The 23,493-nt window shown below is 33.3% G+C and carries 17 protein-coding genes and 1 tRNA gene; 10 read left to right on the top strand and 8 right to left on the bottom strand.

The genetic code is table 11. The features are described from left to right. The first annotated feature begins 2 nt into the window (after positions 1-2). Together O99_RS05355 and O99_RS05350 are read left to right on the top strand one after the other, a co-directional pair. Positions 3-596: a DUF1214 domain-containing protein gene (locus O99_RS05355; RefSeq protein WP_035007017.1), complete on the top strand. Its 594-nt coding sequence runs from the start codon at positions 3-5 to the stop codon at positions 594-596. After that, positions 589-1,128 carry a DUF1254 domain-containing protein gene (locus O99_RS05350; RefSeq protein ID WP_035007015.1) on the top strand — a complete coding sequence of 180 codons (540 nt, stop codon included), beginning with the start codon at positions 589-591 and terminating at the stop codon, positions 1,126-1,128. Before O99_RS05355 ends, O99_RS05350 begins: the two co-directional genes overlap by 8 nt. A gap of 482 nt (positions 1,129-1,610) precedes the next feature. On the opposite strand, the gene O99_RS05345 is transcribed toward O99_RS05350, so the two are convergent. After that, entirely contained in the window at positions 1,611-1,901 is a 291-nt protein-coding gene (locus O99_RS05345) for a hypothetical protein (protein ID WP_035007398.1), read from the bottom strand. A gap of 1,079 nt (positions 1,902-2,980) precedes the next feature. Here O99_RS05345 and O99_RS05340 point away from each other — a divergent pair. Together O99_RS05340 and O99_RS05335 are read left to right on the top strand one after the other, a co-directional pair. After that, positions 2,981-3,412 carry a DUF5330 domain-containing protein gene (locus O99_RS05340; RefSeq protein ID WP_407636709.1) on the top strand — a complete coding sequence of 144 codons (432 nt, stop codon included), beginning with the start codon at positions 2,981-2,983 and terminating at the stop codon, positions 3,410-3,412. Positions 3,413-3,525: 113 nt separating this feature from the next. Next, on the top strand, positions 3,526-3,936 hold the full coding sequence (locus O99_RS05335; protein ID WP_035007009.1) for a SufE family protein: 411 nt from the start codon (positions 3,526-3,528) through the stop codon (positions 3,934-3,936). Positions 3,937-4,041: 105 nt separating this feature from the next. Here O99_RS05335 and O99_RS05330 read toward each other — a convergent pair whose 3' ends face one another. After that, positions 4,042-4,479, bottom strand: coding sequence for a MucR family transcriptional regulator (locus O99_RS05330; protein ID WP_035007008.1), 438 nt, complete (start codon positions 4,477-4,479; stop codon positions 4,042-4,044). Positions 4,480-4,999: 520 nt separating this feature from the next. Between O99_RS05330 and O99_RS05325 the strand changes: the two genes are divergently transcribed. Then, the gene (locus O99_RS05325; RefSeq protein WP_035007006.1) at positions 5,000-7,093 is read left to right on the top strand and encodes a S9 family peptidase; all 2,094 of its coding nucleotides are present in this window, start codon (positions 5,000-5,002) and stop codon (positions 7,091-7,093) included. 81 nt (positions 7,094-7,174) lie between these two features. On the opposite strand, the gene O99_RS05320 is transcribed toward O99_RS05325, so the two are convergent. Both O99_RS05320 and O99_RS06655 read right to left on the bottom strand, forming a co-directional pair. Beyond that, positions 7,175-7,777: a superoxide dismutase gene (locus O99_RS05320; RefSeq protein ID WP_035007005.1), complete on the bottom strand. Its 603-nt coding sequence runs from the start codon at positions 7,775-7,777 to the stop codon at positions 7,175-7,177. Between the two features lie 2,190 nt (positions 7,778-9,967). Beyond that, positions 9,968-11,083 carry an outer membrane protein gene (locus O99_RS06655; RefSeq protein ID WP_051668869.1) on the bottom strand — a complete coding sequence of 372 codons (1,116 nt, stop codon included), beginning with the start codon at positions 11,081-11,083 and terminating at the stop codon, positions 9,968-9,970. Between the two features lie 392 nt (positions 11,084-11,475). Here O99_RS06655 and O99_RS05305 point away from each other — a divergent pair, with 392 nt between their 5' ends. Further along, positions 11,476-12,270 (top strand): DUF1499 domain-containing protein, encoded by a 795-nt coding sequence (locus tag O99_RS05305; RefSeq protein WP_035007003.1) that lies wholly within the window; start codon positions 11,476-11,478, stop codon positions 12,268-12,270. A 501-nt stretch (positions 12,271-12,771) separates the two neighbouring features. Beyond that, positions 12,772-12,846 (top strand) — tRNA-Gln (locus O99_RS05300). A gap of 605 nt (positions 12,847-13,451) precedes the next feature. Here the strand turns inward: O99_RS05300 and ppdK are convergent. From ppdK to O99_RS05285, 3 genes are all read right to left on the bottom strand, one after another. Continuing rightward, positions 13,452-16,124 carry a pyruvate, phosphate dikinase gene (gene ppdK, locus O99_RS05295; protein WP_035007002.1) on the bottom strand — a complete coding sequence of 891 codons (2,673 nt, stop codon included), beginning with the start codon at positions 16,122-16,124 and terminating at the stop codon, positions 13,452-13,454. A gap of 195 nt (positions 16,125-16,319) precedes the next feature. Next, positions 16,320-16,970: a DsbA family protein gene (locus O99_RS05290; RefSeq protein WP_035007395.1), complete on the bottom strand. Its 651-nt coding sequence runs from the start codon at positions 16,968-16,970 to the stop codon at positions 16,320-16,322. 89 nt (positions 16,971-17,059) lie between these two features. Further along, positions 17,060-17,554, bottom strand: a complete 495-nt coding sequence (locus O99_RS05285; protein ID WP_035007000.1) for a DUF721 domain-containing protein — start codon at positions 17,552-17,554, stop codon at positions 17,060-17,062. A 201-nt stretch (positions 17,555-17,755) separates the two neighbouring features. On the opposite strand from O99_RS05285, the gene mutY reads away from it, so the two are divergent. Then, positions 17,756-18,814 carry an A/G-specific adenine glycosylase gene (gene mutY / locus O99_RS05280; RefSeq protein ID WP_035006999.1) on the top strand — a complete coding sequence of 353 codons (1,059 nt, stop codon included), beginning with the start codon at positions 17,756-17,758 and terminating at the stop codon, positions 18,812-18,814. A gap of 66 nt (positions 18,815-18,880) precedes the next feature. On the opposite strand, the gene O99_RS05275 is transcribed toward mutY, so the two are convergent. Beyond that, positions 18,881-20,017, bottom strand: coding sequence for a site-specific DNA-methyltransferase (locus O99_RS05275; protein ID WP_035006997.1), 1,137 nt, complete (start codon positions 20,015-20,017; stop codon positions 18,881-18,883). A gap of 295 nt (positions 20,018-20,312) precedes the next feature. On the opposite strand from O99_RS05275, the gene O99_RS05270 reads away from it, so the two are divergent. Together O99_RS05270 and O99_RS05265 are read left to right on the top strand one after the other, a co-directional pair. Further along, the gene (locus O99_RS05270) at positions 20,313-21,008 is read left to right on the top strand and encodes an HAD family hydrolase (protein WP_035006995.1); all 696 of its coding nucleotides are present in this window, start codon (positions 20,313-20,315) and stop codon (positions 21,006-21,008) included. An 861-nt stretch (positions 21,009-21,869) separates the two neighbouring features. Then, positions 21,870-23,153: a M16 family metallopeptidase gene (locus O99_RS05265; protein ID WP_035006994.1), complete on the top strand. Its 1,284-nt coding sequence runs from the start codon at positions 21,870-21,872 to the stop codon at positions 23,151-23,153. Positions 23,154-23,493 lie beyond the last annotated feature (340 nt).

Genomic DNA, 23,493 nt, shown 5'->3' with positions numbered 1-23,493 from the left:
CAGTGTTTTTTAATATCATTTTTACTTTTTTAATCTTCGTTTTTTCCATTATATCTGGAATATTCAGCGTTAATTATATGCTTAATACTGCCATAGATTTTGATAGTTTAAAGATTAGAGAATGGAAGAGCTATTTACACATAGGAACACCTAAAGCTGATCCTTACACCCGCGCACGCACTGCAAAGCGTGGTGATATTTCTCTTGGATATCCAGAAAATCTTATTTTCCAACTTTGGACAGACAACCAGGGACATCCGCTACGTCCCAACTGCCATTATTTACTTACAGGACACATTCCTGAAACGCGTCTCTTTACTCTGTATCTAGCTGACAAATTCCTTAAACCTTACACTTCAACAAATAATATTCCTTCTGCACTCCACACTTACAACGTAATTTATGAAAATGATGGTTCATTACGGATACATATCTCACCAACACCGCAAACAGGAAATTGGCTTGCATCAACGAGTAAAAAAGAATTTGGAATTATTCTGAACTTATATGACACTTCAATTATTTCTACAACAGAACTACGAAAACCTATGATGCCCTCCGTAGAACGAATTCCAGCAGGAGAAAAATGTGTTTAAATTCATCCATACAATTCTTCTTATAGGCACCAGTACGATCATTGTTCATATTTGTATTTTACTGTTCATTCCTCATTACACACGAAATAATATATGGACACGACTTGAAAAAATAGGACCTCCTTATCAATTTGCCGACCTGAATTCGGATAATCCTATTCGCCAATCAATGGATCCTTTATTTCTTCTTAAAGTCTGCAAATTTAATCTAGACAATGGTCCTGTTCACTTAACCACTCCACAAACAACACAATTTTGGTCATTATCAGCTTATACAAACGACGGAATTATTTTCTACAATCTCAATGATAAAACAGCCCCAAATGCTAAGCTCAATCTCATTATCGGAAGCCCTCTACAAATAACAAAACTCAAACAATCAAAAATTGAACATACCCTTCATTCAGTTTTAGTCTCTCAAAAATTAAATGAGGGTTTTGCTATTTTACGTGTATTCACTCCATCGCTACTTGAAAAAAAAGAAAGTGAATCTTTTCTTGCAAAAGCAACTTGTCGTATATTCAATGAATGATAAGTGTCCTAATCTTTAACTGAACAAATCAACTTCAGTATTTTAATCAAAATCTTATGATTAATTTTTCTATTCTGAACAAATGTAAATATTTTTGACTATTTAAAATCATTTTCAGCCTTTTAATCTTCTACACAAATAATGATTTCTCTAAAAGCTGAAAGAATATAAAGTTTCTTTTCTCTAAATAATATCAAAATAGAACATTTAAAATAGTTTCTTTAGTAAAGTATTCAATATCGTTATTGAAGCACTTGCTATCTTTAATACACTATACCTAATAAATAAAAACTATAACTCTCTAATTCTTTATAACAAAATATTTCTTGATAAATGACCATGGATCATTTTAATTTTGCTAATTTCTGTTGCGTATCCAATAGGCTTTCTAATATAATTCTTTACAGTCAGCGCAAAGATAAATCTTAAGTAAACTACTTGCAATAGAAACAGGAATGAGCATCGACTTAAATTTTTGTTGGTTATTTAGATAAAATAGTATCTTCTGATACAACTGAAACCAATGCTAAATTAATATCAGTCAATACATCCTGGTGTGTTTTTATTTGTGAAAACAATGCATTAATTAAAAAAAAACCAAAACTTATAATAAAAATAAACAAGCCTATAACTAAACAAGCATTTGCACATACACGGCGATAAAATTGTTTTATTAACCAAAGAATAAAGCGGAACATTACTGCCAAAAATGCTATGGTAATACTCCATTGTTTTATAGATTTCTTTTTTCGTTTCTTTCGTTTATTTACCATAATAGAACTTAACATATATTATTTCGATTTTCAGTTAGTGAAAAACATGTTTATATTATAATTCTATATCCGTTGATCTTACATTCAACAGAACTTCATACGAATAAAAATCCCTACTCTACAGAATTTTATTCCATACTAAGCTATTACCTCATACAATTATTTCTCTATCGCTATCTCATTAGCATTGTAGAATTAATTTAATTATATTCATTTTGTACATATATTTGATGACATTTAAAATCAAATTAAGCTGTATCATAAAACACAGAATACGCTTTATAACAGACATTTTTAAAAGATAGTATGATAATAAATTTACATCTTTGTATAATACTAAATGAATACAATTTATTTCAGATATAATATAGTACGCAAATGCCAACCCATACCGTTAATATTTAATAACTCCCTAAACTTCATCTATAGCTGTATTTGAAATTTACAAGATAATAATAAAAACACTCAACCTTTTTAAAGCAAATTGCATTATTTTTAATTGCATTATTTTTTTGCCATAAAAATAAAATTTCACTCGAAAAAATATGAAAATCTCATGGATCATTTGAGCAGTGAGAAAAATAACCCAAAAAGACCACGGCTAAGTCAGCCTCTTATCTGGTTTTAAGCTATCATTTAATACTAACTTACGCTATAATATTAAAAAATGTACTGTATTTACTAAAAATTTCTATATCTCTTCCGATTAATTTCAAAAGCCTAAAATTTCACCTAATCATTTTAGAAGAGAGTGATTATAAAGTACTTTTCTGTTTAAAACCATCTATAAAAAACAGCACAATGCAAAAAATTACACAGCATTCTACACATTAATCTAAAAATCATTAGAGCTCACTGTTCATATCTCTTATATCGTATTTATATTCTAATTTAAATACATATGATATATATTCTCAATGCTTCCTATCTAAAGACAAATTTAATGTTAAATTTTTAATAAAACAATGATAAGATACCACTTATATACAATACAAAAATATATATTTTATAATATCATTCACGATGTAAATCATTCAAAATGAATGCCCAATTTCATAAAATGTTAAGCATTATGAATATTGCATCAAAAATATTATAAGTTACCCTCATATTCATTTATAATAGCAGCATATTGGTCTAATATGATACGTTTTTTAATAAAATCAGCATTTTTTTTATTTTTTATTTTTATAATCATCTCGTTTTTTACAACAAAGCAAAACAATAATAATCCCTCCTCCTCTCAAGAAACTGATGCAACAACACGAGATATGATTGTCGCTCTTAAGGAAACTATAAATGATTTAGGAATGTTTTGTGAACGAAACATAGAGGCTTGTAAAATCGGAAAATCCTTTTTAGAATCAATGGGTGAACGTGCACGTAATGGTTCAAAAATTATCTATGAATATCTTGACCATACATTGAGCAATAAAAACATGAAACCTTCCCAAGAAGATCACTCCAGCACAGGTATGAAAAACCCGAAAGAAAATAAAATGACCTTGTAAAAAATACTCTTATTTCTTTCAGTACTTTTCATTAACTTTATTAAAAATAAGGTCATTATCTATCAACAAGAAGCATCATAAAAATATTCCAGAAAACAAGAAAGCAGTTTATTATGACAAAAACGATCGATGATATTATAGAGAACTTTTCTCAACTTGATGACTGGGAAGATCGTTATCGCTATGTCATTGAGCTTGGCTATGAATTGCCCCCTTTTCCAGAAAGCGAACGAAACGACACTAACAAAGTGCACGGTTGTGTTAGTCAAGTATGGCTTTTCTCCTCACGAGATAACTCAGAAAATCCAGTATTAACATTCCAAGGAGATTCCGATGCCCATATTGTACGTGGTCTAATCTATATCCTTCTTGCTTTCTATTCAGGCAAGAAAGCTTCTGAAATCCGTGTAGCTAATGCTGAGGAACTGCTTGTAAAGCTGGGCTTAAATGAAAATTTAACACCACAAAGATCTAATGGCCTTAAAGCAATGATTAAACGAATTCGTGCCGAAAGCTTTCTATAACAACAAGACTCTTTTCCCAAAAGTACGTTAATTCCTTATCACTAAGACGTTTTCTAAAAAACACTTCTAGATTTCAAATTAGATAATACCCTTGAAATAACGTAACTACTTGATTTTCTTTTTTTCGCTTTTACGTCCAAGTCCCATTTCTTTAGCCAAAGCTGAACGTGCTTTTGCATAATTAGGCGCAACCATGGGATAAGAGCTATCTAATTGCCATTTTTCACGATATTCCTCGGGCAACATCCCGTAATGCGTCATAAGATGACGCTTTAAAGATTTAAATTTCTTTCCATCTTCAAGGCAGATAAGATAATCAGGAAAGATTGAACGTTTTGGATTGACAGCTGGCCTTTGTTTTTCGACTTCAACTTCCGCTAATGTCATACTCCCCGCTTTTAGAAAAGCAGCATGAACATCAGCAATCAAACTTGGCACTTCCACCGGCCGTATTGAATTATTACTCACATAAGCAGCAACAATATCGGCAACCAACGTAATAACTAAGTTGCTTTCAGTCTCCAGGACTGGACGATGTTCCATTCTTATTTCCTTTAATTTTAACCGAGACATCATTGTATTTCCACTCGTAATAACGAGATTATACACATATAAGTTTCATATTGTACAAAAATCTTTTTTGTCAATTCAATTATTTTATAAAATTGCATTAACACAAAAAAATCAAATAAACTTCTCTTTGTTGTCATATTATATAATAAAGAAGCATAAACTTAGAACTAGAAATATCGAATGCAAATTTATAATATAAAAATAGCTTTTTATTTTAAACAATAACATTATACCTTATATTTAGTTCTATCAATTTTAATTTTGGTATCAAAAATTAGTTTTTCTTAATAAAAAAATAATTTAAGAAATTATTTTTAATTTCAATAATAAAAAACAAATGTCATGAATAAAAATATAGTACATAAATTGTAAACTCTATCTAAGTTATATTTTTACAAATAAATAATGGCCTATTAGGCATGGAATTTAATTACTTCAATAACTTTGATTTAACACATAGAAAATCTTCACTCCTTTTATAGGATTATGCATGACTCGTTCGTCTATACTCCCTCCAAAAGCACCCCAAATTATTCATAAAGAAATTCATCACGGTATTTACCGCGAAGATCCTTATCATTGGCTGCGTGCCTCAAACTGGCAAGATGTTTTAAAAAAAACCAGCTGTCTTGACAAAAATATCCGACACCATCTTGAAACAGAAAACGCCTATCAGGCAGATCAAATGGCTGATACAAAATCATTACAAGATTTACTTTTTTCAGAAATGAAAAGCCGTATTCAAGAAAATGACAGTTCTGTTCCTATAAAACATGGTCCTTTTTCCTATGGTTTTTCTTATGTGATCGGAGGCCAACAACCACATTATTTTCGTACACCAAGAAATGGTGGAGAAAAAGACGTTTACCTTAATGGTGATGTTTTGGCCAACGGTAAAGATTATTTTAAACTTGGTTCAGTCCAAATATCTCCTAATCATGCATATGCTGCATGGACTTACGATGATAAAGGTTCTGAATATTACACAGCTAAAATTCATAATTTTAAAGTACTATCTCACTATACTGACACAATCACTGACATATCTGAACAAATCGTGTGGGATGCAAATTCTGAAGGCTTTTTTTATACTAAAATGGATAAGAATCATCGCCCATCAGAGCTTTACTATCACCGATTAAATACCGATCAAACTCAAGATAAGCTCATTTTTTGTGAAAATGATCCTGGCTTTTTTTTACATGTAAGCGGTTCTAAGCTGAATGACTTTATTTATATCAATATTCATGATCATGAAACATCAGAAATCTGGCTTATTCCTGCCAATGCTCCCTTCACATCTCCCCAATGTGTGCGAAAAAGAGAAAAAGGCATTGAATACTCACTCACAGAAGGAGATGATGTCTTTTACATTCTCACCAATCGAGATAATGCAAAAGACTTTAAAATTATGGTAGCACCATGTATATCACCGCAATCAGAACACTGGTCTGAGATTGTGCCACATCAACTTGGGCGTCTCATCCTATTCCATGACGCCTATCAAGAATTTCTCATTTGGCTTGAACAATTTGAAGGACTTCCTCGTATACAAATCATGGATCGTGCCACTAAACAGACGCACTCCATTGCCTTTACAGAGGAAGCTTATTCTTTAGATTTGCAAGGTGCAGCAGAATACAACAGCCAAACTATTCGATTTTCTTATTCATCTATGACAACTCCTAATCAGATTTTTGATTATGAAATAACAAGTCGCAAGAAAATCCTTTTAAAAACGCAAAAAATTCCTTCTGGGCATAATCAAGATAATTATATAATACAACGTATTATGGCAACTGCACATGATGGAGAAAAAATCCCTATCTCCCTTTTTTATCATAAAACCACCGATCTTAATGGTAAAGCGCCTTGCCTCCTTTACGGCTATGGTGCATATGGGATCTCTATTCCTGCAAATTTCAATAGCAATATACTTTCGCTAGTCAATAGAGGCTTTATTTATGCTATCGCCCATATTCGCGGAGGAAAAGAAAAAGGAACGGAATGGTACGAAAAAGGAAAACATTTCTTTAAAAAAAATACATTTAACGACTTTATTGCTTGTGGACGTCATCTCGTCAATCATAAATTCACTTCTCATGATCGGCTAATTGCCTATGGCGGCTCAGCAGGAGGAATGTTAATGGGTGCTATAGCCAATATAGCCCCACAAGATTTTGCTGGTATTATTGCAAACGTTCCTTTTGTTGATGTCCTCACAACAATGCTTGATGCTTCGTTGCCCCTAACCCCCCCAGAATGGCCAGAATGGGGTAATCCTCTTGAATCTGAAGAAGATTATAATCTTATTGCCTCTTATTCGCCCTATGATAATATCAAGGCTCAACAATATCCTCCTATTCTTGCTATTGCAGGATTAACAGACCCTCGTGTAACGTACTGGGAACCAGCAAAATGGGTAGCGAAATTACGTGATTTAAAAACAGATGATAATGCAGTTTTATTGCGTATCAATATGGATACAGGTCATGCCGGTGCAGCTGGGCGTTTTGCAAAATTAGAAGAAATTGCATATATATATGCATACATTCTAAAAATAGTAGGAAAAAACAACTGCTAACTTCAATATTTTACCCTGTAAAAGGCTTCAGAAATTATAAATTTGAAGCCTTTATTAATAATAATGGATTATACACTCCTCCTATAACCCATAGCTTTCATAAAGTTCTAAAACATAATCCCAATTAATTAAATGATCCACAAATGCCTCTAAATATTTTGGACGAGCGTTACGGTAATCAATATAATAGGAGTGCTCCCACACATCAACGCCTAAAATAGGTTGCGCATTATGAATTAAAGGATTCTCACCATTGGGTGTTTTCATAATTTCTAATTTACCATCTTTAAGAGCAACCCACGCCCAACCAGACCCAAATTGAGCAACGCCAGCTGCCATAAAATCTGCACGGAATTTATCATAACCACCTAGATCAGACTCGATAGCTTTGGCTAATTTTGCAGGAAGCTTTTGTCCCCCTCCACCTTTTTTCATCCAATGCCAAAAATGGTTGTGATTATAATACTGAGCTGCATTATTAAATAAACCAGGATTTTTTCCAAAGCTTTCTTTAATAAGATCTGTAAGATTCTTATTCCCTAAGCCTAAATCTTTTACAAAATTATTAGTGTTTGTCAGATAAGCAAGGTGGTGTTTATCATGATGATATTCAAGTGTCTCGCGTGACATATAAGGCGAAAGGTCATCATAATCATAAGGTAACTCAACTAATTCAAAAGTCATTTAAAAATCTCCTCGATTCTAATTATTAATCTCACTCCCAAATCTAATTTGATACTTATAATATTTTTTAAGAGCAAATATCGAATAATGTTTGATATCAATTGAATAATATACATTATAATAATTTTTTAAAGATATCTGATCACTCGTCAAAATACTACCTTGAATACAATCATATTCTGACAAATATTCCTAATTCACTCAGCGCCCAAAATATTAAATTACTTTTAAATGATAAAAAGAAGAATAGTTAACAGCTCTCAATCTTACGTTTTCGACCGTAAAATATTGTCTAACATCCCATGCAAATATTCTGTACCTGCCTTTACCAAAACTCTTCCTAGTGTGTTTTTATCATTGAACTCGGAATTACTTTATTACAGCATCCAAAATAGATTGCTAATGACTACTTTAGGAATTAAAGTTTTCTTCTCTCTAAATCTTAATCATATCTCATAAGCTGAATCATAATGGATACCCTATTCATACTGATTCCAAATAGAACTAGAAGCAATAAATGTCTCACTTTTTTCTGTATTACTAGCCCACTTTATGAATATGAAAAATGAATTAATATACGTTGCACAACCGATGGAACTGCTCCTTTTTCTAAATTAAATAAGCGCTTCTCCTATAAAACTATCCTATTACCTTCATTATATCGAACTACGGATTAGCACAAAAAGATGAGGAAGCATTCTTAACTGGCTTAACTTCACATGAAATATAAGTACATACTGAAGACAATTCCCAAGCTAAGTTAAAATAATTTCTAGAATATCAGTGAATTCTGTAAAATAAATTAAGTCACAACGCCTTTTGAAAAAATTAAACAAAAAACCTATTCAATTTTCTTCACTATTAATAACTTAAATGTCTTCACTCAAAGAAAAATTAAATACAATTTTTCTAGATCACCAATTTCTGCAAATTATTCAAAAAGTTTTGACAATAACCATAAAGAAATATTGAATAAAATTTGGAATAAGACATTATTTATCTTCTGCTGCAATATTAAGACTTCCTGTTCACGAATTGGCATACGCATAATATTAGAAAATTCTAGAATAGATTCACCCAAAAAGTAATTTCTACCCTGCATTTCTAAAATAAAACGCTGTCATTTATGGCTCCAACGAATAATGTAGATAATTTCCATAACGAGCTAACAACTGAAAAAAAACAATCTGCGCTATAAACAAGTATAGATTGCAGATCTTTCAAGCCAATAAGACAAAAACTTCATCAGCAGAAATACACAAGACAATACTTAGTACACCTTCCTGTATGTACTAGGATTCATTAAATCAACGCAATAAAAACAGCAGTCTCATATCTGCCATTGTTGTACAAATCGGGTGCTCTTGTTCTCACTATAAATCCAAGAAAATAAAGAGATTATTGCTCATTTCTATCGTTTTTAGACCAATTTAAACAGATTTATCTTTTTATTTTGTCATTCATTACCACAGCTTTTGCTATCCTAGGTAAACCACCTTTAATATCGGTATAAAATGGGATACCTTCCACTAAAAACTCTGCTACAACCCTCTCCTACCTGCTATTACCATAACTAAACCATAACAGTTTGCATCCTGAAACCAAATTGCATAAACTAAAATCTATTATTCTCTTTTGATAGTAAGCACAAAAAAATAACCCGATTTCCGCATCAATATATTCTTATCCCCCTATCACTTGAGAATATTTCAGATAATTACTGCAAGAATAGATCAAATCAAGAACAAAAATATAAGAAATAAAAAATCAAAGCTTCCAAACTCTTTATCTTTTTTTCTTATTCAAAGAGCTCATATCTCCACATCTAAAAATATAGATACACTTCTCATAAATCAGCTGAAATTTAATAAAAACTTACATTTTTAAAATCATTCTTGTATTTTTTTTATCTATAATAACAGTAAAAATACAAAAATTTCATTTTTTAAATTTATTTAAATTATGAAACACTCATTGTTAATATTTACAGATCCAGTTTTAATAAGCTTATTGTATCCTAAAAATTAACCATCCTACACTAGACAGACCTCTAAAACTGTCTATATCAGAATAGCAAATCTGTACATTATAACACTTTATTGCATTATATTTTTTATTATTAGAAACCTGATAAAGAGAGTTTCCATATCGCAAAAATATAACTTCTAAGTAGTTTTATGCTTCAACAAATTAAAATTTATAAGCTAAACCAATACGAAAATCATTAACCTTATAGTATTTTAGGTCTACTTTTTTGAATTTCTCTGCACCAAAATCTGAGTAACGATACTCTGCGCGTAGCAAAATACGATCAGTCATCGCAAAATCAAAACCACCACCAAGAGTATAACCAACCATTACTTCTACTTCGGCACTATCGAGCGAACTCATAGGAACAGTGTTTTTACTTGCACCTATATTAACTGTTTTTGAAGAAATAAACTGAACCTTCGCATAAGCAATACCACCAGCAATATAAGGCATAACACGACCAGCCGACAAACCTAAACGCATCCGCGTAGCACCAAGCCATTTCCGTTTTAAAGTATGAGTATACACTTCAAAAGGCAATGGCAATATACCTGCAGAAGAAGCACCAGAGGAATCACCCCCTGTTTGTCCTCCATCATACACCACTGTTTTTCCCAAACTTGGATAAGTTACCCATGATGTTACTAATGGTTGCTCACCATTACTTCCGGAAACTCTGACTCGCAGTGCAGCATCTCCATCATACACTACTGTTCTTCCCTCATTTGGATAATTTAGCACCGTTCTTATAAGTGGATCTGCTCCGCTACGACCCCCACTGCTACTACTTACTATCTGCGAACCATCCTCGTTACGAATTATCATCATCCGAGGTTCACTTGATCTTTGCCGTGTGGATTGCTGTGTCGCTTGCTGTATTGAATCTTGTGACCGAACAAGATTTTCAAATTTTTCGTCAACAAAAACTTTTTCAGCCTTTTTATTAGAGAAAACAATGTCTGTATCAACGCCTAAAACAAAGCGATTACTATACTCAAAGTTCACACCTGCATAAAAACCACCCGTAATCCCAGAAACTTCAGATGAAAATACATCTTTAAAATTCCGCTCGTCAGTTTTATCAGTATTATTATGCAACAAAGACATAGAACTAGAAAAGCTGCCCACCTGTCCTCCAAGATAAAAACCATCCCAAGAATAAAAAGGAGAAGCAATTGATTTCAAACCTGAAGGAACTGCAGTATCGCTAGCCTGCGCTCCAAAAGGCAAATTCAAACTTAAAACAGAAGCTGTTATTAAATATCTTATGTTCATATATACAAGACCTCAAATTTTATAAAATACGCTATGATATATTACTATTAGCTTTAAAAGTCCATAATAAAAATAACATGATTGCAAATATACTTCTTTTGTCTATAAAATATTTTGATCAAACATAAATTCCCTATTAAAATCAAAGTACTTTCATTGATTTTTTTACGAAGCCTAAGTACTCATTTATCTGGCAATTCATAAATAAGAGATGACTCTATTTAAAAACAAATCGATCATTATTCAGAAAAATAAATTAGCTTTAATTACTGAAAATGTATATCGCTTAAAGTGCTCTTGATTTCAAAAGTGAGTGCTTTATTTACCTATATCATTAAACATAAAATCTGAAGAAGATTTTGTTTAGAGTACTTTTTGGGGAAAAATGTTTCATGAAAAAGGAATATGTTTCGCTCACCTCAAGGGCAGCGGTCTGGTCTCCTCGTTTCAGTGGATTGGCATTTCTTATTTTATTATTCTCAACACTTTTACAACGCTATTCTATGCTTCGTATAAGTGATTTTATCGTTTTGATAATCCTTTCTGCTTGTTGTATTTTCCTCTCTCTTTTTCTTGCTATCAAAGCGCTCTATAGTTTATGGACATATGGTACCCGAGGTGGAATGAAAGCGCTGAAAGGTATCATTTTTTCGTTAATCACTGCCACACCGCTGATACTATCTACTGGATGGTGGTTTGCCTTGCCAGCTATTTATGACGTTTCTACTGATACACAGAAACCACCAGTTTTTTTCCGTACTCTACGTCCCAGTAATTCTTTTCCTTTCAAAAATGATTTGAGTAAACAAGCTAAAGTACAAATGTCACAATGGCCAGAAATGTCGGGACGTCGTTATGACGGCTCACCTGATCATATTCGTAAATCAGTTTTTAATGTCCTAGCAGCTCGTGGCTGGCCGGTACTGGCGCAACAAAATATCAAGAACGAAGATAACGAATTTTATATTGCAACAATAGCAAAAACTATTTGCCTAAATTTCGTTTCCGATATTGTAATTCGCTTAACAGATGAAGGGAATACAACTTTTGTTGATATGCGTGCCACTTCGCGTCATCTGCCAAGAGATTTTGGTACAAATGCTGCTTTCATCATCGCTTTTATGGACGCACTTGATACAGAAATAGCTTCTATTCCTTTTTCTTCAAACGATGAATTAAAATTATAAGATATGGCTAAATTTTCAAAGCAAATAATTATTTTTTATTATTTTGATATAAGAATAAGGAAAGATAGATAATTGGGATATTTTCTACAATTTTAAATTCATGTCGTGATAAATTATTTTATAAGCTTTACAATTGAATAATTTCTATAATTATAATTACCGCAATGGTGTTTTTATCGATTTTTACGATGTTTTAATTCTTGAAAAATACGATATTTTTTTGATTTGTATATGCTCGCAAACATAGATATCTATGAATTTTATACTATTAATAGATACTGGGTATTAAAATCATGACTGTAAGGAGAATGTGATATTTTAAATATACATCAAATTAGTTTTTTAGTGTCATTTTCTTAAAAGCTAGTAATATATTTTATGATATAATGATAGAATTAAGCTTTTATAAGCAGAAAAAGTGAGTACTTCTGCTTTCGCATATTGCGTACAGTTGTAAAAATCGTTATAAGGCGCGAACGCTAGCGTAATTATTTTATCTTTTGGGGTATAGCCAAGCGGTAAGGCACCGGTTTTTGGTACCGGCATTCCCTGGTTCGAATCCAGGTACCCCAGCCAACTTTTCCTAAAATATTTATATTTGAAAATTCAGATTTTGATTCTTTACAATTCGATTGCTGATTTCCGTTGCATTTTTTTACAACTTCTAGCTGATTGCATAATCATATACGATACAAATATAAATATAAAAACTAATCAATAAGATTATTGAAGACACCTAGTGCACTTTATTTAAATCATATGAACTTGCTGATAGCAAAGCTAATACCTTATAGTTTTATATGAAAAAAAGTTTATGATATTCAATCAAGAATTTAGAGTAAAGTTCGCCCCAGCCAATTTATAAAAGCTTATATCTATTCCAGACGAAATTATTGAAGGAAATAACACTATCACTCGAATACAAGGTCAAAAAGGGTGAAACTTATTTTTATAATAATTAGTTTGAGTAAATTTTAAATGGTATAAATTTATAGTCCCTCATGAGTTGTTTATAAAAAATCTGCTCGTTTTTAGAATGAAACCACTGCTTTAAATCGATCAAGTTACTATCAACAATATCGATAAAACATGGAAAATCAAAAGTGAATATAAACAATCGTAGTAAAAGAAACTTTATACAATAGAGACATGAGCTTTACTCAATAATCGATTGTATCACCTCAACTCAAAGTTTTTTTGACAATTGCTGACTGTGCTGCTGCTAAACGTGCAACCGGTACCCGAAAAGGGGAGCATGAAATATAATCTAGATCATTTTCTTCACACAAGGCGATAGAATGAGGATCACCTCCATGTTCACCACAAATACCCAGTTTAATTTTCCCGCGCTGAGAACGCCCACGTTGTGAAGCAATAGCGATCAGCTCTCCTACCCCATCGTTATCAATCGATACAAAAGGATCTTTTTCCAAAAGTCCTTTTTGCAAATAAGTAGACAAAAACGGTGCGGCATCATCACGTGAAATACCAAAAGTAGTTTGCGTCAAATCATTTGTTCCAAATGAAAAAAATTCTGCAGTTTCTGCAATTTCACCCGCTCGAAGAGCAGCTCTTGGCAATTCAATCATTGTCCCAACTATGTATTGAATATTAACATTCTTTTCCTTCATCACTTCACCAGCGACATAATCAATACGCGCTTTAACAAAATCCAATTCAGACTTAAGAGCCACAAGTGGTACCATAATCTCAGGAATGACAGGAGATCCTGTCTTCTTAGCTGATTCTACTACTGCTTCAAAAACTGCTCGCGCTTGCATTTCAGCAATTTCAGGATAAGTAATGATTAAGCGACATCCTCGTAATCCAAGCATGGGATTAAATTCATGCAATTGGTGCACACGTTCTATAAGTAGTTCAGAAGAAACGCCCATTGCCGTTGCAACACTAAGAATTTCTGCATCTGTTTTTGGCAAAAACTCATGTAAAGGAGGATCTAAAAAACGGATAGTTATAGGTAAACCAGACATAATTTCAAACAATTCAGTAAAATCTGATCGTTGCATTGGCAAAAGCTTATCCAACGCGTTGCGACGTCCATCTTCATCATTACTTAAAATCATTTCACGCATAGCAACAATACGATCACCAGTAAAGAACATGTGCTCCGTACGACAAAGACCAATACCTTCAGCTCCAAAAGAACGCCCCATATTTGCATCAGTCACTGTTTCAGCGTTAGCGCGAACCTTCATTCGCCGCATTCCATCAGCCCATTCCATTAATTTAGCAAAATCTCCACAAAGTTCGGGCTGCAACATTGCAACCTTTCCTTTTAAAACTTCCCCTACTCCACCATCTATCGTAATAATATCGCCTTTTTGAAAGCTCTGACCTGAAGCAACCATTGTATTCGTTTTATAATCAATCCGCACACTGCTTGCACCAGAAACACAAGGTTTTCCCATACCACGAGCGACAACAGCAGCATGACTTGTCATTCCACCTCGTGTCGTTAAAATTCCTTCTGCAGCATGCATACCATGAAGATCTTCTGGACTTGTCTCTACACGAACTAAAATAACTTTTCGTCCCTCTATTGAGGCTCTTTCTGCTTCTTCAGAAGTAAAAACAATTTCACCAGTAGCCGCTCCCGGGGAAGCAGGTAAACCACGGGCTATAACACATCGCTTTGCTTTGGGATCAAGCATAGGATGTAAAAGCTGATCAAGTGATTTTGGTTCAATCCGCATTACCGCTTCTTCGCAACTTATCAATCCTTCCTCAACCATCTCAACGGCTATCTTTAAAGCTGCACGTGCCGTTCGTTTTCCTGAACGAGTCTGCAACATCCACAATTTACCCTTTTCAATTGTAAACTCTAGATCTTGCATATCTCGATAATGCTGTTCAAGCTTATACGCCATCTGACACAATTTTGAAAAAGCCTCTGGCATAATTTTTTCTAATGATGGCTTATTTGAACCAGCTGCAATACGAGCAACTTCGGTAATATTCTGAGGTGTACGAATACCTGCTACAACATCTTCCCCTTGTGCATTGACTAAAAACTCACCATAGAGTTCTTTTTTCCCTGTCGATGGATTACGTGTAAAAGCAACACCTGTTGCTGAATCTTCACCCATATTGCCAAACACCATAGCCTGCACATTAACTGCTGTTCCCCAACTTTCAGGAATATTATGTAAACGACGATAAGTAACTGCACGCGCTGTCATCCAACTTGAAAAAACCGCTCCAATTGCACCCCATAATTGTTTCTCAGGATCTTGTGGAAAGGGTTCTCCTAACTTTTCTTCAACACATGCTTTATAAAGAACAATAATATTTTTCCAATCAGCTGCTGTCATTTCTGTATCAACGCTATAACCATTACGTGCTTTTACGTCATCAAGAATCTCCTCAAAATGGGAATGATCTACCCCCAAAACAACATTAGAATACATTTGGATAAAACGACGATAACTATCATAAGCAAAGCACTCATTATCAGCTTGTACAGCAATTGCTTTTACAGTATCGTCATTCATACCAAGATTAAGCACTGTATCCATCATCCCTGGCATAGAAGCCCGAGCTCCTGAACGAACAGACAGCAAAAGCGGCATTTGTTTATGAGCAAATTCGCGTCCTGTCTGTTCTCCAACACGTCGGAGTGCTTGTCTAACATCCTCCTGCAACTCTTTTGGATATGTTCGATCATGAGTATAATAAAAGCTGCAAACTTCTGTTGTAAGAGTAAATCCAGGAGGAACAGGTAAACCAAGATTACTCATTTCTGCTAAGCTAGCCCCCTTACCACCAAGCAGATTACATTCGCTCGCACTTCCTTCTGCTTTACCATTACCAAAACTATAAACCCATTTTGCCATCGTACAAATCCGCTCAATTATCAGTATTACAATATTACTTGACCGAAGCTAATCATTAAAAATAGCCTTTCGATTTTAAAATTAACGAAGCCAAATAAAATACTGCCTTATAGTAAGGTATGAAAGCATTCTCCTCCAACAAGAAGACCAACAATCATAATTACCAATCTTCATTTTCGGAAACAATGTCTGTTGTTAAAGAAAACTATCAATTACTGAAAAGAAATCTTCCGTTGACATAGCACCTTCATACTTTTTACCGTTAATAAAGAAGGTTGGCGTTGCTGTAACACCAAGCTCTTTTCCACGTTCAAAAGATGCATTCACTTCATTTAAAATAGATTGATTTTTTAAACATGCATTAAAGCTTTCATCGTTAAAACCGGCCATAAAGGCAATTTTTTTCAATGGCTCTAAAGCATCTGGTGCAATAACCCACTCGGATTGTTTTTGAAACAAAACTTCTATCAAAGGAAAATAACGCTCTTCTGGAGCACACCTAGCCAACATAAAACCCGCTGTCGCCCGAGGATCGTAAGCAAAATCGCGAAAAATAAGTTTTACTTTACCTGTTTTGATGTATTTTTTACGAAGTTCAGGAAGTATAACATTGTAAAAATCAGCACAAAAAGCGCATGTAAGTGAAGCATATTCAATAATAGTCACAGGAGCATTATCTTCACCCTCAACTTTATCTTTAACTTTACCTGATTTAAGGAGCTCAACCATATCAACAGTTGCTACTGGCTTAGCTTTACTCACTAAAGTTGTTGTTGCACAGACCTGTGCAGTTATACCCCAAATAAAAATGACTACGAAAGATACGATGAAACGATAATTAATCATAAATAACACTTTTCTGTTTGACTTCAACAAATAAAAATTTAATACCTCTTCATTAAGGGAAAGAAATATAACACGCTTTTCCTTCTTTATTATTTTTTTTCCATAAAAATGCAACATCCAAGTTTATAAAGTGATTGATGTAAGCTTTTATCTTCAATCTCTTCAAGCATTTTTTTTAAGCGTCTTTGATTTTTTTCATCTGGAAATAATTCTACTTCCGCACGATCAGTGAAAACTGATATTTGCTTTTGTTCAATTTTGATTCGGTCAATAGCAATATATCCAAAGAAACTATTAATTCTTTGAATCAATTCATCTGTTTCATGCATTAACTTTAGCGTAGTAAATCCTTCACAGGCAACCACAAGTGTCCCCGGATGAAATGTATCATTTTGATCTGCACGATATTTCCAAATAATTTTGATTGGCATTGTATGTTCGCCAACATCCTGGCCTACAATCTGTGACCAATGTTCTATGAGCGCTATATTAAGTCCTGTCCTTTTGCGTAAAATCGGATCAAGCATTTCAGATACCATTTCAGAAAGAGAATAAAAATGGTATTTTTGTGTTTTTTTGCGCATTCCATCCTAGACTATTATTAAATCACAATCATTTTCTTTTCGACATTTAAAACCACTACTTTAAAAATTAATCACAAATACACCTTAAGAAACTCCATGTAATGAACTAGAATTTTTATCATTAATCATTAAAAACAAACTATAAATTGCAAAATATACGCTTTTTTTGTATTTTAGACTTGTTTATGATTAAAAACAACGATGTATGAAATTTCTTCACTTCTCCTTTCTTGGTATGATCAAAATTATCGCCATTTACCATGGCGTACGCCCCCTACAAAACAAATAAAAGGCATTTACCCTGATCCTTATCAAATTTGGTTATCTGAAATCATGCTCCAACAAACAACAGTTGAAGCTGTTAAACCTTACTTTAAAAAATTTCTAAAACTTTGGCCTGATCTCTTCTCTTTATCACAAGCATCACAAGATGATATCATGAAAGCATGGGCGGGTCTTGGTTATTATTCACGTGCACGCAATCTTAAAAATTGTGCTACTCAACTTGTTAAAAATCATAGAGGTAAATTTCCACAGTCAGTAGAAATATTACGCACTTTACCGGGTATTGGAGACTATACTGCAGCAGCTATTGCTGCAATTGCCTTTGGTCATCCTGTAGCTGTCGTTGATAGTAATGTCGAACGTATTATAACACGCTTATTTGCCATTACTTCAATATTGCCTAAAGCAAAATCTGAAATTAAAGAAAAAACACTAGAAATTACAGATGTAAAACGTCCTGGTGATTTTGCTCAAGCTATGATGGATTTAGGTTCAACAATTTGCACGCCCCGTAAGCCGTCTTGCTTACTCTGCCCTCTTCAAAATTTGTGCACAGCAATGAAAATGCAGGCAGCAGAAGCTTTTCCAGTAAAAGCACCTAAAAAAGAACGCCCTTTAAAAACTGGTGCTGCTTTTGTAATACTCAATGAAAATAAACAAATTTACTTAGAAAAACGACAGCATACAAAATTACTCAACGGCATGACCCAAATTCCTAATAACATTGGAATAAATGAAGAAAATGGACTGCAAAATGCCCCTTGTTCGGCTAATTGGAAACTTAAGGGAGAAATTACGCATATTTTTACTCATTTTTCTTTAAAACTTAACGTCTACTGTGCAGATAATATTCGCGGAATAAAACTTAAAAATGGTTGGTGGTGCGATATCCATCATCTTACCGAAGAAGCACTTCCTACCGTTATGAAAAAAGCCATTGCTATAGCTATTTCTTCTCCTTTTAAATTCAAATAACTTCTCCCTCTGCCAAATAAGAATTGACTACACTAATACTTTATCCACGATTAACATCAATGCAACTTATATAGTATTAGCTTTCAACATCTGTGAGCGTATCATCATTCTTAAACTATCTATCGATTTCAAGAGACCATTTTCTTCATAATACCAAAATGTCCAACCATTACAACTTTGCGAAGCCTGAGCCTTTCTTCCTATCATATGAATAGATCCTGCTTCACCATCATACATAATAGTTCCATCAGCTCTGACAAGAGCAGATACTTCTTTCTTCTTATCATAAAGGATACTTCCAGGATAAAGCAATCCTGCATCCAGCAAGCTAGAAAATGCTATGCGTGGTTCTGCCTTTTTTGTTTTTAAAATTTCTAATTCTGATTTAGCTAAAGGTTTAACTGCAGCAATTCTCTCGGAAGCTGCATCAATATAATGTTGCTCGCGTTCAATTCCTACAAAATCACGACCTAAAAGTTTGGCAACAGCACCTGTTGTTCCCGAACCAAAAAATGGATCAAGAATAACATCACCAGGTTTGCTAGAAGCCATAATGATACGGGCCAGTAAAGATTGAGGCTTTTGTGTTGGATGTAATTTACGTCCTATTTTATCTTTTAAGCGCTCAGCACCTGTACAGAGAGGAAACAACCAATCTGAACGCATTTGTCTATCTTCATTGGCAGCTTTTAAAGCATCATAATTAAATATATATTTTTTATCTTTTTGATCTCGAACAGCCCAAATAAGCGTTTCGTGAGCATTTTGAAAGCGACGCCCTCGAAAATTCGGCATAGGATTATTTTTTCGCCAAATAATATCATTAAGCATCCAAAAACCCAAATCCTGTAATGCTGTACCAACTCGAAAAATATTATGGTAAGATCCAATAACCCAAATTGTCCCATTAGGTTTTAATACACGACGACATGCAAGCAACCATGCACGTGTAAAAGCATCATAAGCAGCAAAACTTTCAAACTGGTCCCATGCGTCATCAACTGCATCAACGCGTGAGTAATCTGGACGATACAAGACACTCTCTAATTGCAAATTATAAGGAGGATCTGCAAAAATTACATCAACAGAATGTTTAGGAAGTTTTTCTAGTACTGCAACACAATCTCCTTTAAAGATTTTATTACGCCACTGCGTCTGTGAAGAAGTACAAGCCTGATTTTTTTGTAGCTGAACAATTGTCATAAAAAACTCAACAATACGAACGGAAATGATCTATAATTAAAATGATTAATTAATCTAATCGTCGTCTATCTTCACAAAATAGAGTAAACGTATCGTTAAGCTAATTTAAATTTATTTTATTCAATGCAAGAAAAATAATTTAATATTGATAAATCTTTATTTTACTCCTTTGTATTATATTGTTCATATTATCAAACTAATGAAAACAATCTTTCAAAATATATCTTTATAAAACGAAAGCCTTTCAATATCATTTTATGAAAATTCTTAAGCGCATTATAATAAGGAATATCTTATGCTACAAATTGATCTTATTATTTTTGATTGTGATGGAGTTTTAGTAGATTCTGAATATCTTGTAGCAAAAATTGGATCACAATTGCTTAAAGAAATCGGATATAAAATATCACCCGAAGAACTAAGCGAACGCTATTCAGGACTTATTTTTCAAGACATTCTAAAAAAAGTTGAACAAGAAATTAAAAAACCAATTTCTGCTAATTTCATAGATAGAATGGCACATCTGTTTCGCATACAAATGAAAACTGAATTACGTATTATTAATGGTGTCAAAGAGGTAATAGAAATTATTAAACCTCATTATCCGTATTGTATTTGCTCAAATGCAAGGAGTGCAGATATAAAAGATATGCTTAACACTGTTAAACTCTATCACTTTTTTGATAACAAAATATTTTCTGCACCCGAAGTTGGAACAAAAAAACCAAAACCTGCACCTGATGTCTTTCTCTTTGCAGCACAAGAATTACGTGTACAACCAGAAAATACTATTGTTGTAGAAGATTCTATTCATGGTGTACACGCTGCTACTTCTGCAGGAATGCGTGTTATCGGCTTTACTGGAGGCTCCCACAGTTATCTTGGCCACTCTAATGCTCTTATAGAAGCTGGCGCTGAAACGGTTATTACAAAACATGCGCATTTACCGGAAACCTTAGAAGCAATGAAAATATGGAAAGATTCACAATAATAAAAAGATATCTCCAACATATATTAGCTCATATACTCTCTCAGTAATTTTTGACTAAAAAATTTAAGAATTACTATTAAAAACTAGGATCTAGTCGTAAAATTTAAGAGCATCCTATCATCATAAAAGGGTAAAGTCATACAAACTAAAAAATGAAAACTATCAAAATAAAAGATAAATTGATACGAATAATTCATAGAGGAATTAATCATTGCAATGAACATTATTAATATCCTTGCATGAATAGTGATCAATAGCATCTATGAAAAACACCTATAAGTAATATAATATCATTCTCTATATCGATGAAAATTGATTTTTTTCTAATTTTGAACATCTATCAACTTGAAAGCCAAAAATTTAAATTAATTTAGACTTCCAAGATTATTGATATTGCAATCTTGAATTAAGCCGTTTCCAAAATAATAAAAAATGACTCAAAAATATTTTTCTCTATCCTTTAACAAAACAAATCATATTCACAAAACTACCTGATAATTGATAGCGTGTCTCAAGACAGCGGTTATCTCACTAATCTACATACAGAAATTGCACTCAAAATCGCTCATCACAATAAATAATCACATATCTTTCATGATGATTACTCTTACTACCGCTCACATTCCTCAATCATCTAATATTACGTTAGTCTTATTCATCTACCATGACTAATTTTTCTAGAAAATCTCATAAATTATGGAAGGCACTTTACAAATCATTGCTAATAATGGAAAAAATAGTAAAAGACTATTTTCTTTAAAATCGCGTGCATCTTATTATAGCTAGCTGCATTTATTTAAGGCAAAAACATTCCAATGCCGTTATATTGTGTATTTGGTTGATTAAATGGAGTAATAATACATGGGTGTAGATATCAGCCGCCTCAGTAATGGTTTGACTATCGCCACACATAAAATGCCACAAATTGAAAGTGTAGCGCTTGGAATATGGGTTAAAGTTGGTTCACGTAACGAAACCTTTACACAACATGGCATTGCGCATCTACTTGAACATATGGCTTTCAAAGGAACAGAAAACCGTACAGCTTTTCAAATCGCAACTGATATTGAAGATGTTGGTGGAGAGATCAATGCTACCACAAGTATTGAAACAACTGCCTATTTTGCACGTGTTCTTAAAAAAGATATTCCCCTTGCTATTGATATTCTAGCCGATATTATGACATGTTCAAAATTTGACGAAGATGAATTAGAACGTGAAAAACAAGTCGTTTTCCAAGAAATTGGCGCTACTTGTGATGTTCCTGATGATATCGTTTTTGACTATTTTACTGAAACCGCCTTTCGTCATCAATCTCTTGGTCGTTCTATTTTAGGAACACAGAAAACGGTTCAATCATTTACATCAGCTGATCTTCACAATTTTATGAAACAACAATATAGTGCAGACCGCATGATCGTAGTTGCTGCAGGATCTGTAGAACATGAAAGTTTTTTGCGCCAAGTGGAAAGTTGTCTTAGCACTTTCCAACCCCATTCAACAGCTCCTTTAGTTAATCTTGCTAATTATACCGGTGGTGACTTTCGCGAATATCGTGATCTAATGGATACGCAAGTTGTACTTGGTTTTGAAGGACGCCCATATCATGCGCATGATTTTTATGCGGCTCAGATTCTTTCAATCATTCTTGGAGGCGGTATGTCATCACGCTTATTCCAAGAAATAAGAGAAAAACGCGGATTATGCTATTCTATTTATGCTTTCCATTGGGGATTTTCAGATACTGGGCTCTTCGGTCTTCATGCTGCTACCGGACAAGAAGGATTAGAAACACTTCTACCAGTTACTCTTGATGAGCTCTATAAAATAAGCAAAAATATTCATATAAATGAACTTCAACGAGCGCAGGCACAATATCGCGCTAATCTTACAATGTCACAAGAAAATCCATCTAGTCAAGCACATCTTATCGCTCGCCAAATGCTCCTTTATGGTAGACCAATTCCAATCTCTGAAATGACTGAATGTGTAGAACTTATTACCTTAGAACAACTCACTGATCTAGCTAAACATCTTTTTATCAATTCTAAGCCAACTTTAGCAGCTGTTGGACCTATTGAACCGCTCATGAATTTTAACGATTTAGTATCAACTCTTTCACCTAATATGAACTCTCTTCTCTAAAAGAAATAAAGAATACACCTTCATAAATTAGATAAAATGATAATTTGATATGCACAAATTACTTTAAAACCCTATCCCCACATATCTTTAATGAAAATTATCACAAAAAATTTTCTTATTAGATTAAATAAGTTTTATCAAAAAAGCGAGCAAAACTGGCTAATGAATACTCCACATAGATAACTTAACCAACAAGAGTATATTGCGTAAAATCTAATAATAAATGGTTAAATAGCTGAATTTTTCCTTTTAAAAAGGACAAAATTCCGTTAATTTTGAGACTCATTAGTACGAGCAGATATCTGATCTATTTTTTGTATAAAATCTGTATGATTTTTTC

Source organism: Bartonella rochalimae ATCC BAA-1498, assembly GCF_000706645.1.
GTDB lineage: Bacteria > Pseudomonadota > Alphaproteobacteria > Rhizobiales > Rhizobiaceae > Bartonella > Bartonella rochalimae.
The sequence above is the reverse complement of the archived record's forward strand: the minus strand, read 5'-3'. Positions and strand labels throughout refer to the sequence as shown.

Coding starts and splice junctions, on each gene's coding strand:
- O99_RS05345 (WP_035007398.1), bottom strand. CDS start 1,901: ATGGTAAATAAACGAAAGAAACGAAAAAAGAAATCTATAAAACAATGG.
- O99_RS05335 (WP_035007009.1), top strand. CDS start 3,526: ATGACAAAAACGATCGATGATATTATAGAGAACTTTTCTCAACTTGAT.
- O99_RS05330 (WP_035007008.1), bottom strand. CDS start 4,479: ATGGAACATCGTCCAGTCCTGGAGACTGAAAGCAACTTAGTTATTACG.
- O99_RS05325 (WP_035007006.1), top strand. CDS start 5,000: ATGACTCGTTCGTCTATACTCCCTCCAAAAGCACCCCAAATTATTCAT.
- O99_RS05320 (WP_035007005.1), bottom strand. CDS start 7,777: ATGACTTTTGAATTAGTTGAGTTACCTTATGATTATGATGACCTTTCG.
- O99_RS06655 (WP_051668869.1), bottom strand. CDS start 11,083: ATGAACATAAGATATTTAATAACAGCTTCTGTTTTAAGTTTGAATTTG.
- O99_RS05305 (WP_035007003.1), top strand. CDS start 11,476: ATGAAAAAGGAATATGTTTCGCTCACCTCAAGGGCAGCGGTCTGGTCT.
- ppdK (WP_035007002.1), bottom strand. CDS start 16,124: ATGGCAAAATGGGTTTATAGTTTTGGTAATGGTAAAGCAGAAGGAAGT.
- O99_RS05290 (WP_035007395.1), bottom strand. CDS start 16,970: ATGATTAATTATCGTTTCATCGTATCTTTCGTAGTCATTTTTATTTGG.
- O99_RS05285 (WP_035007000.1), bottom strand. CDS start 17,554: ATGCGCAAAAAAACACAAAAATACCATTTTTATTCTCTTTCTGAAATG.
- mutY (WP_035006999.1), top strand. CDS start 17,756: ATGTATGAAATTTCTTCACTTCTCCTTTCTTGGTATGATCAAAATTAT.
- O99_RS05275 (WP_035006997.1), bottom strand. CDS start 20,017: ATGACAATTGTTCAGCTACAAAAAAATCAGGCTTGTACTTCTTCACAG.
- O99_RS05270 (WP_035006995.1), top strand. CDS start 20,313: ATGCTACAAATTGATCTTATTATTTTTGATTGTGATGGAGTTTTAGTA.
- O99_RS05265 (WP_035006994.1), top strand. CDS start 21,870: ATGGGTGTAGATATCAGCCGCCTCAGTAATGGTTTGACTATCGCCACA.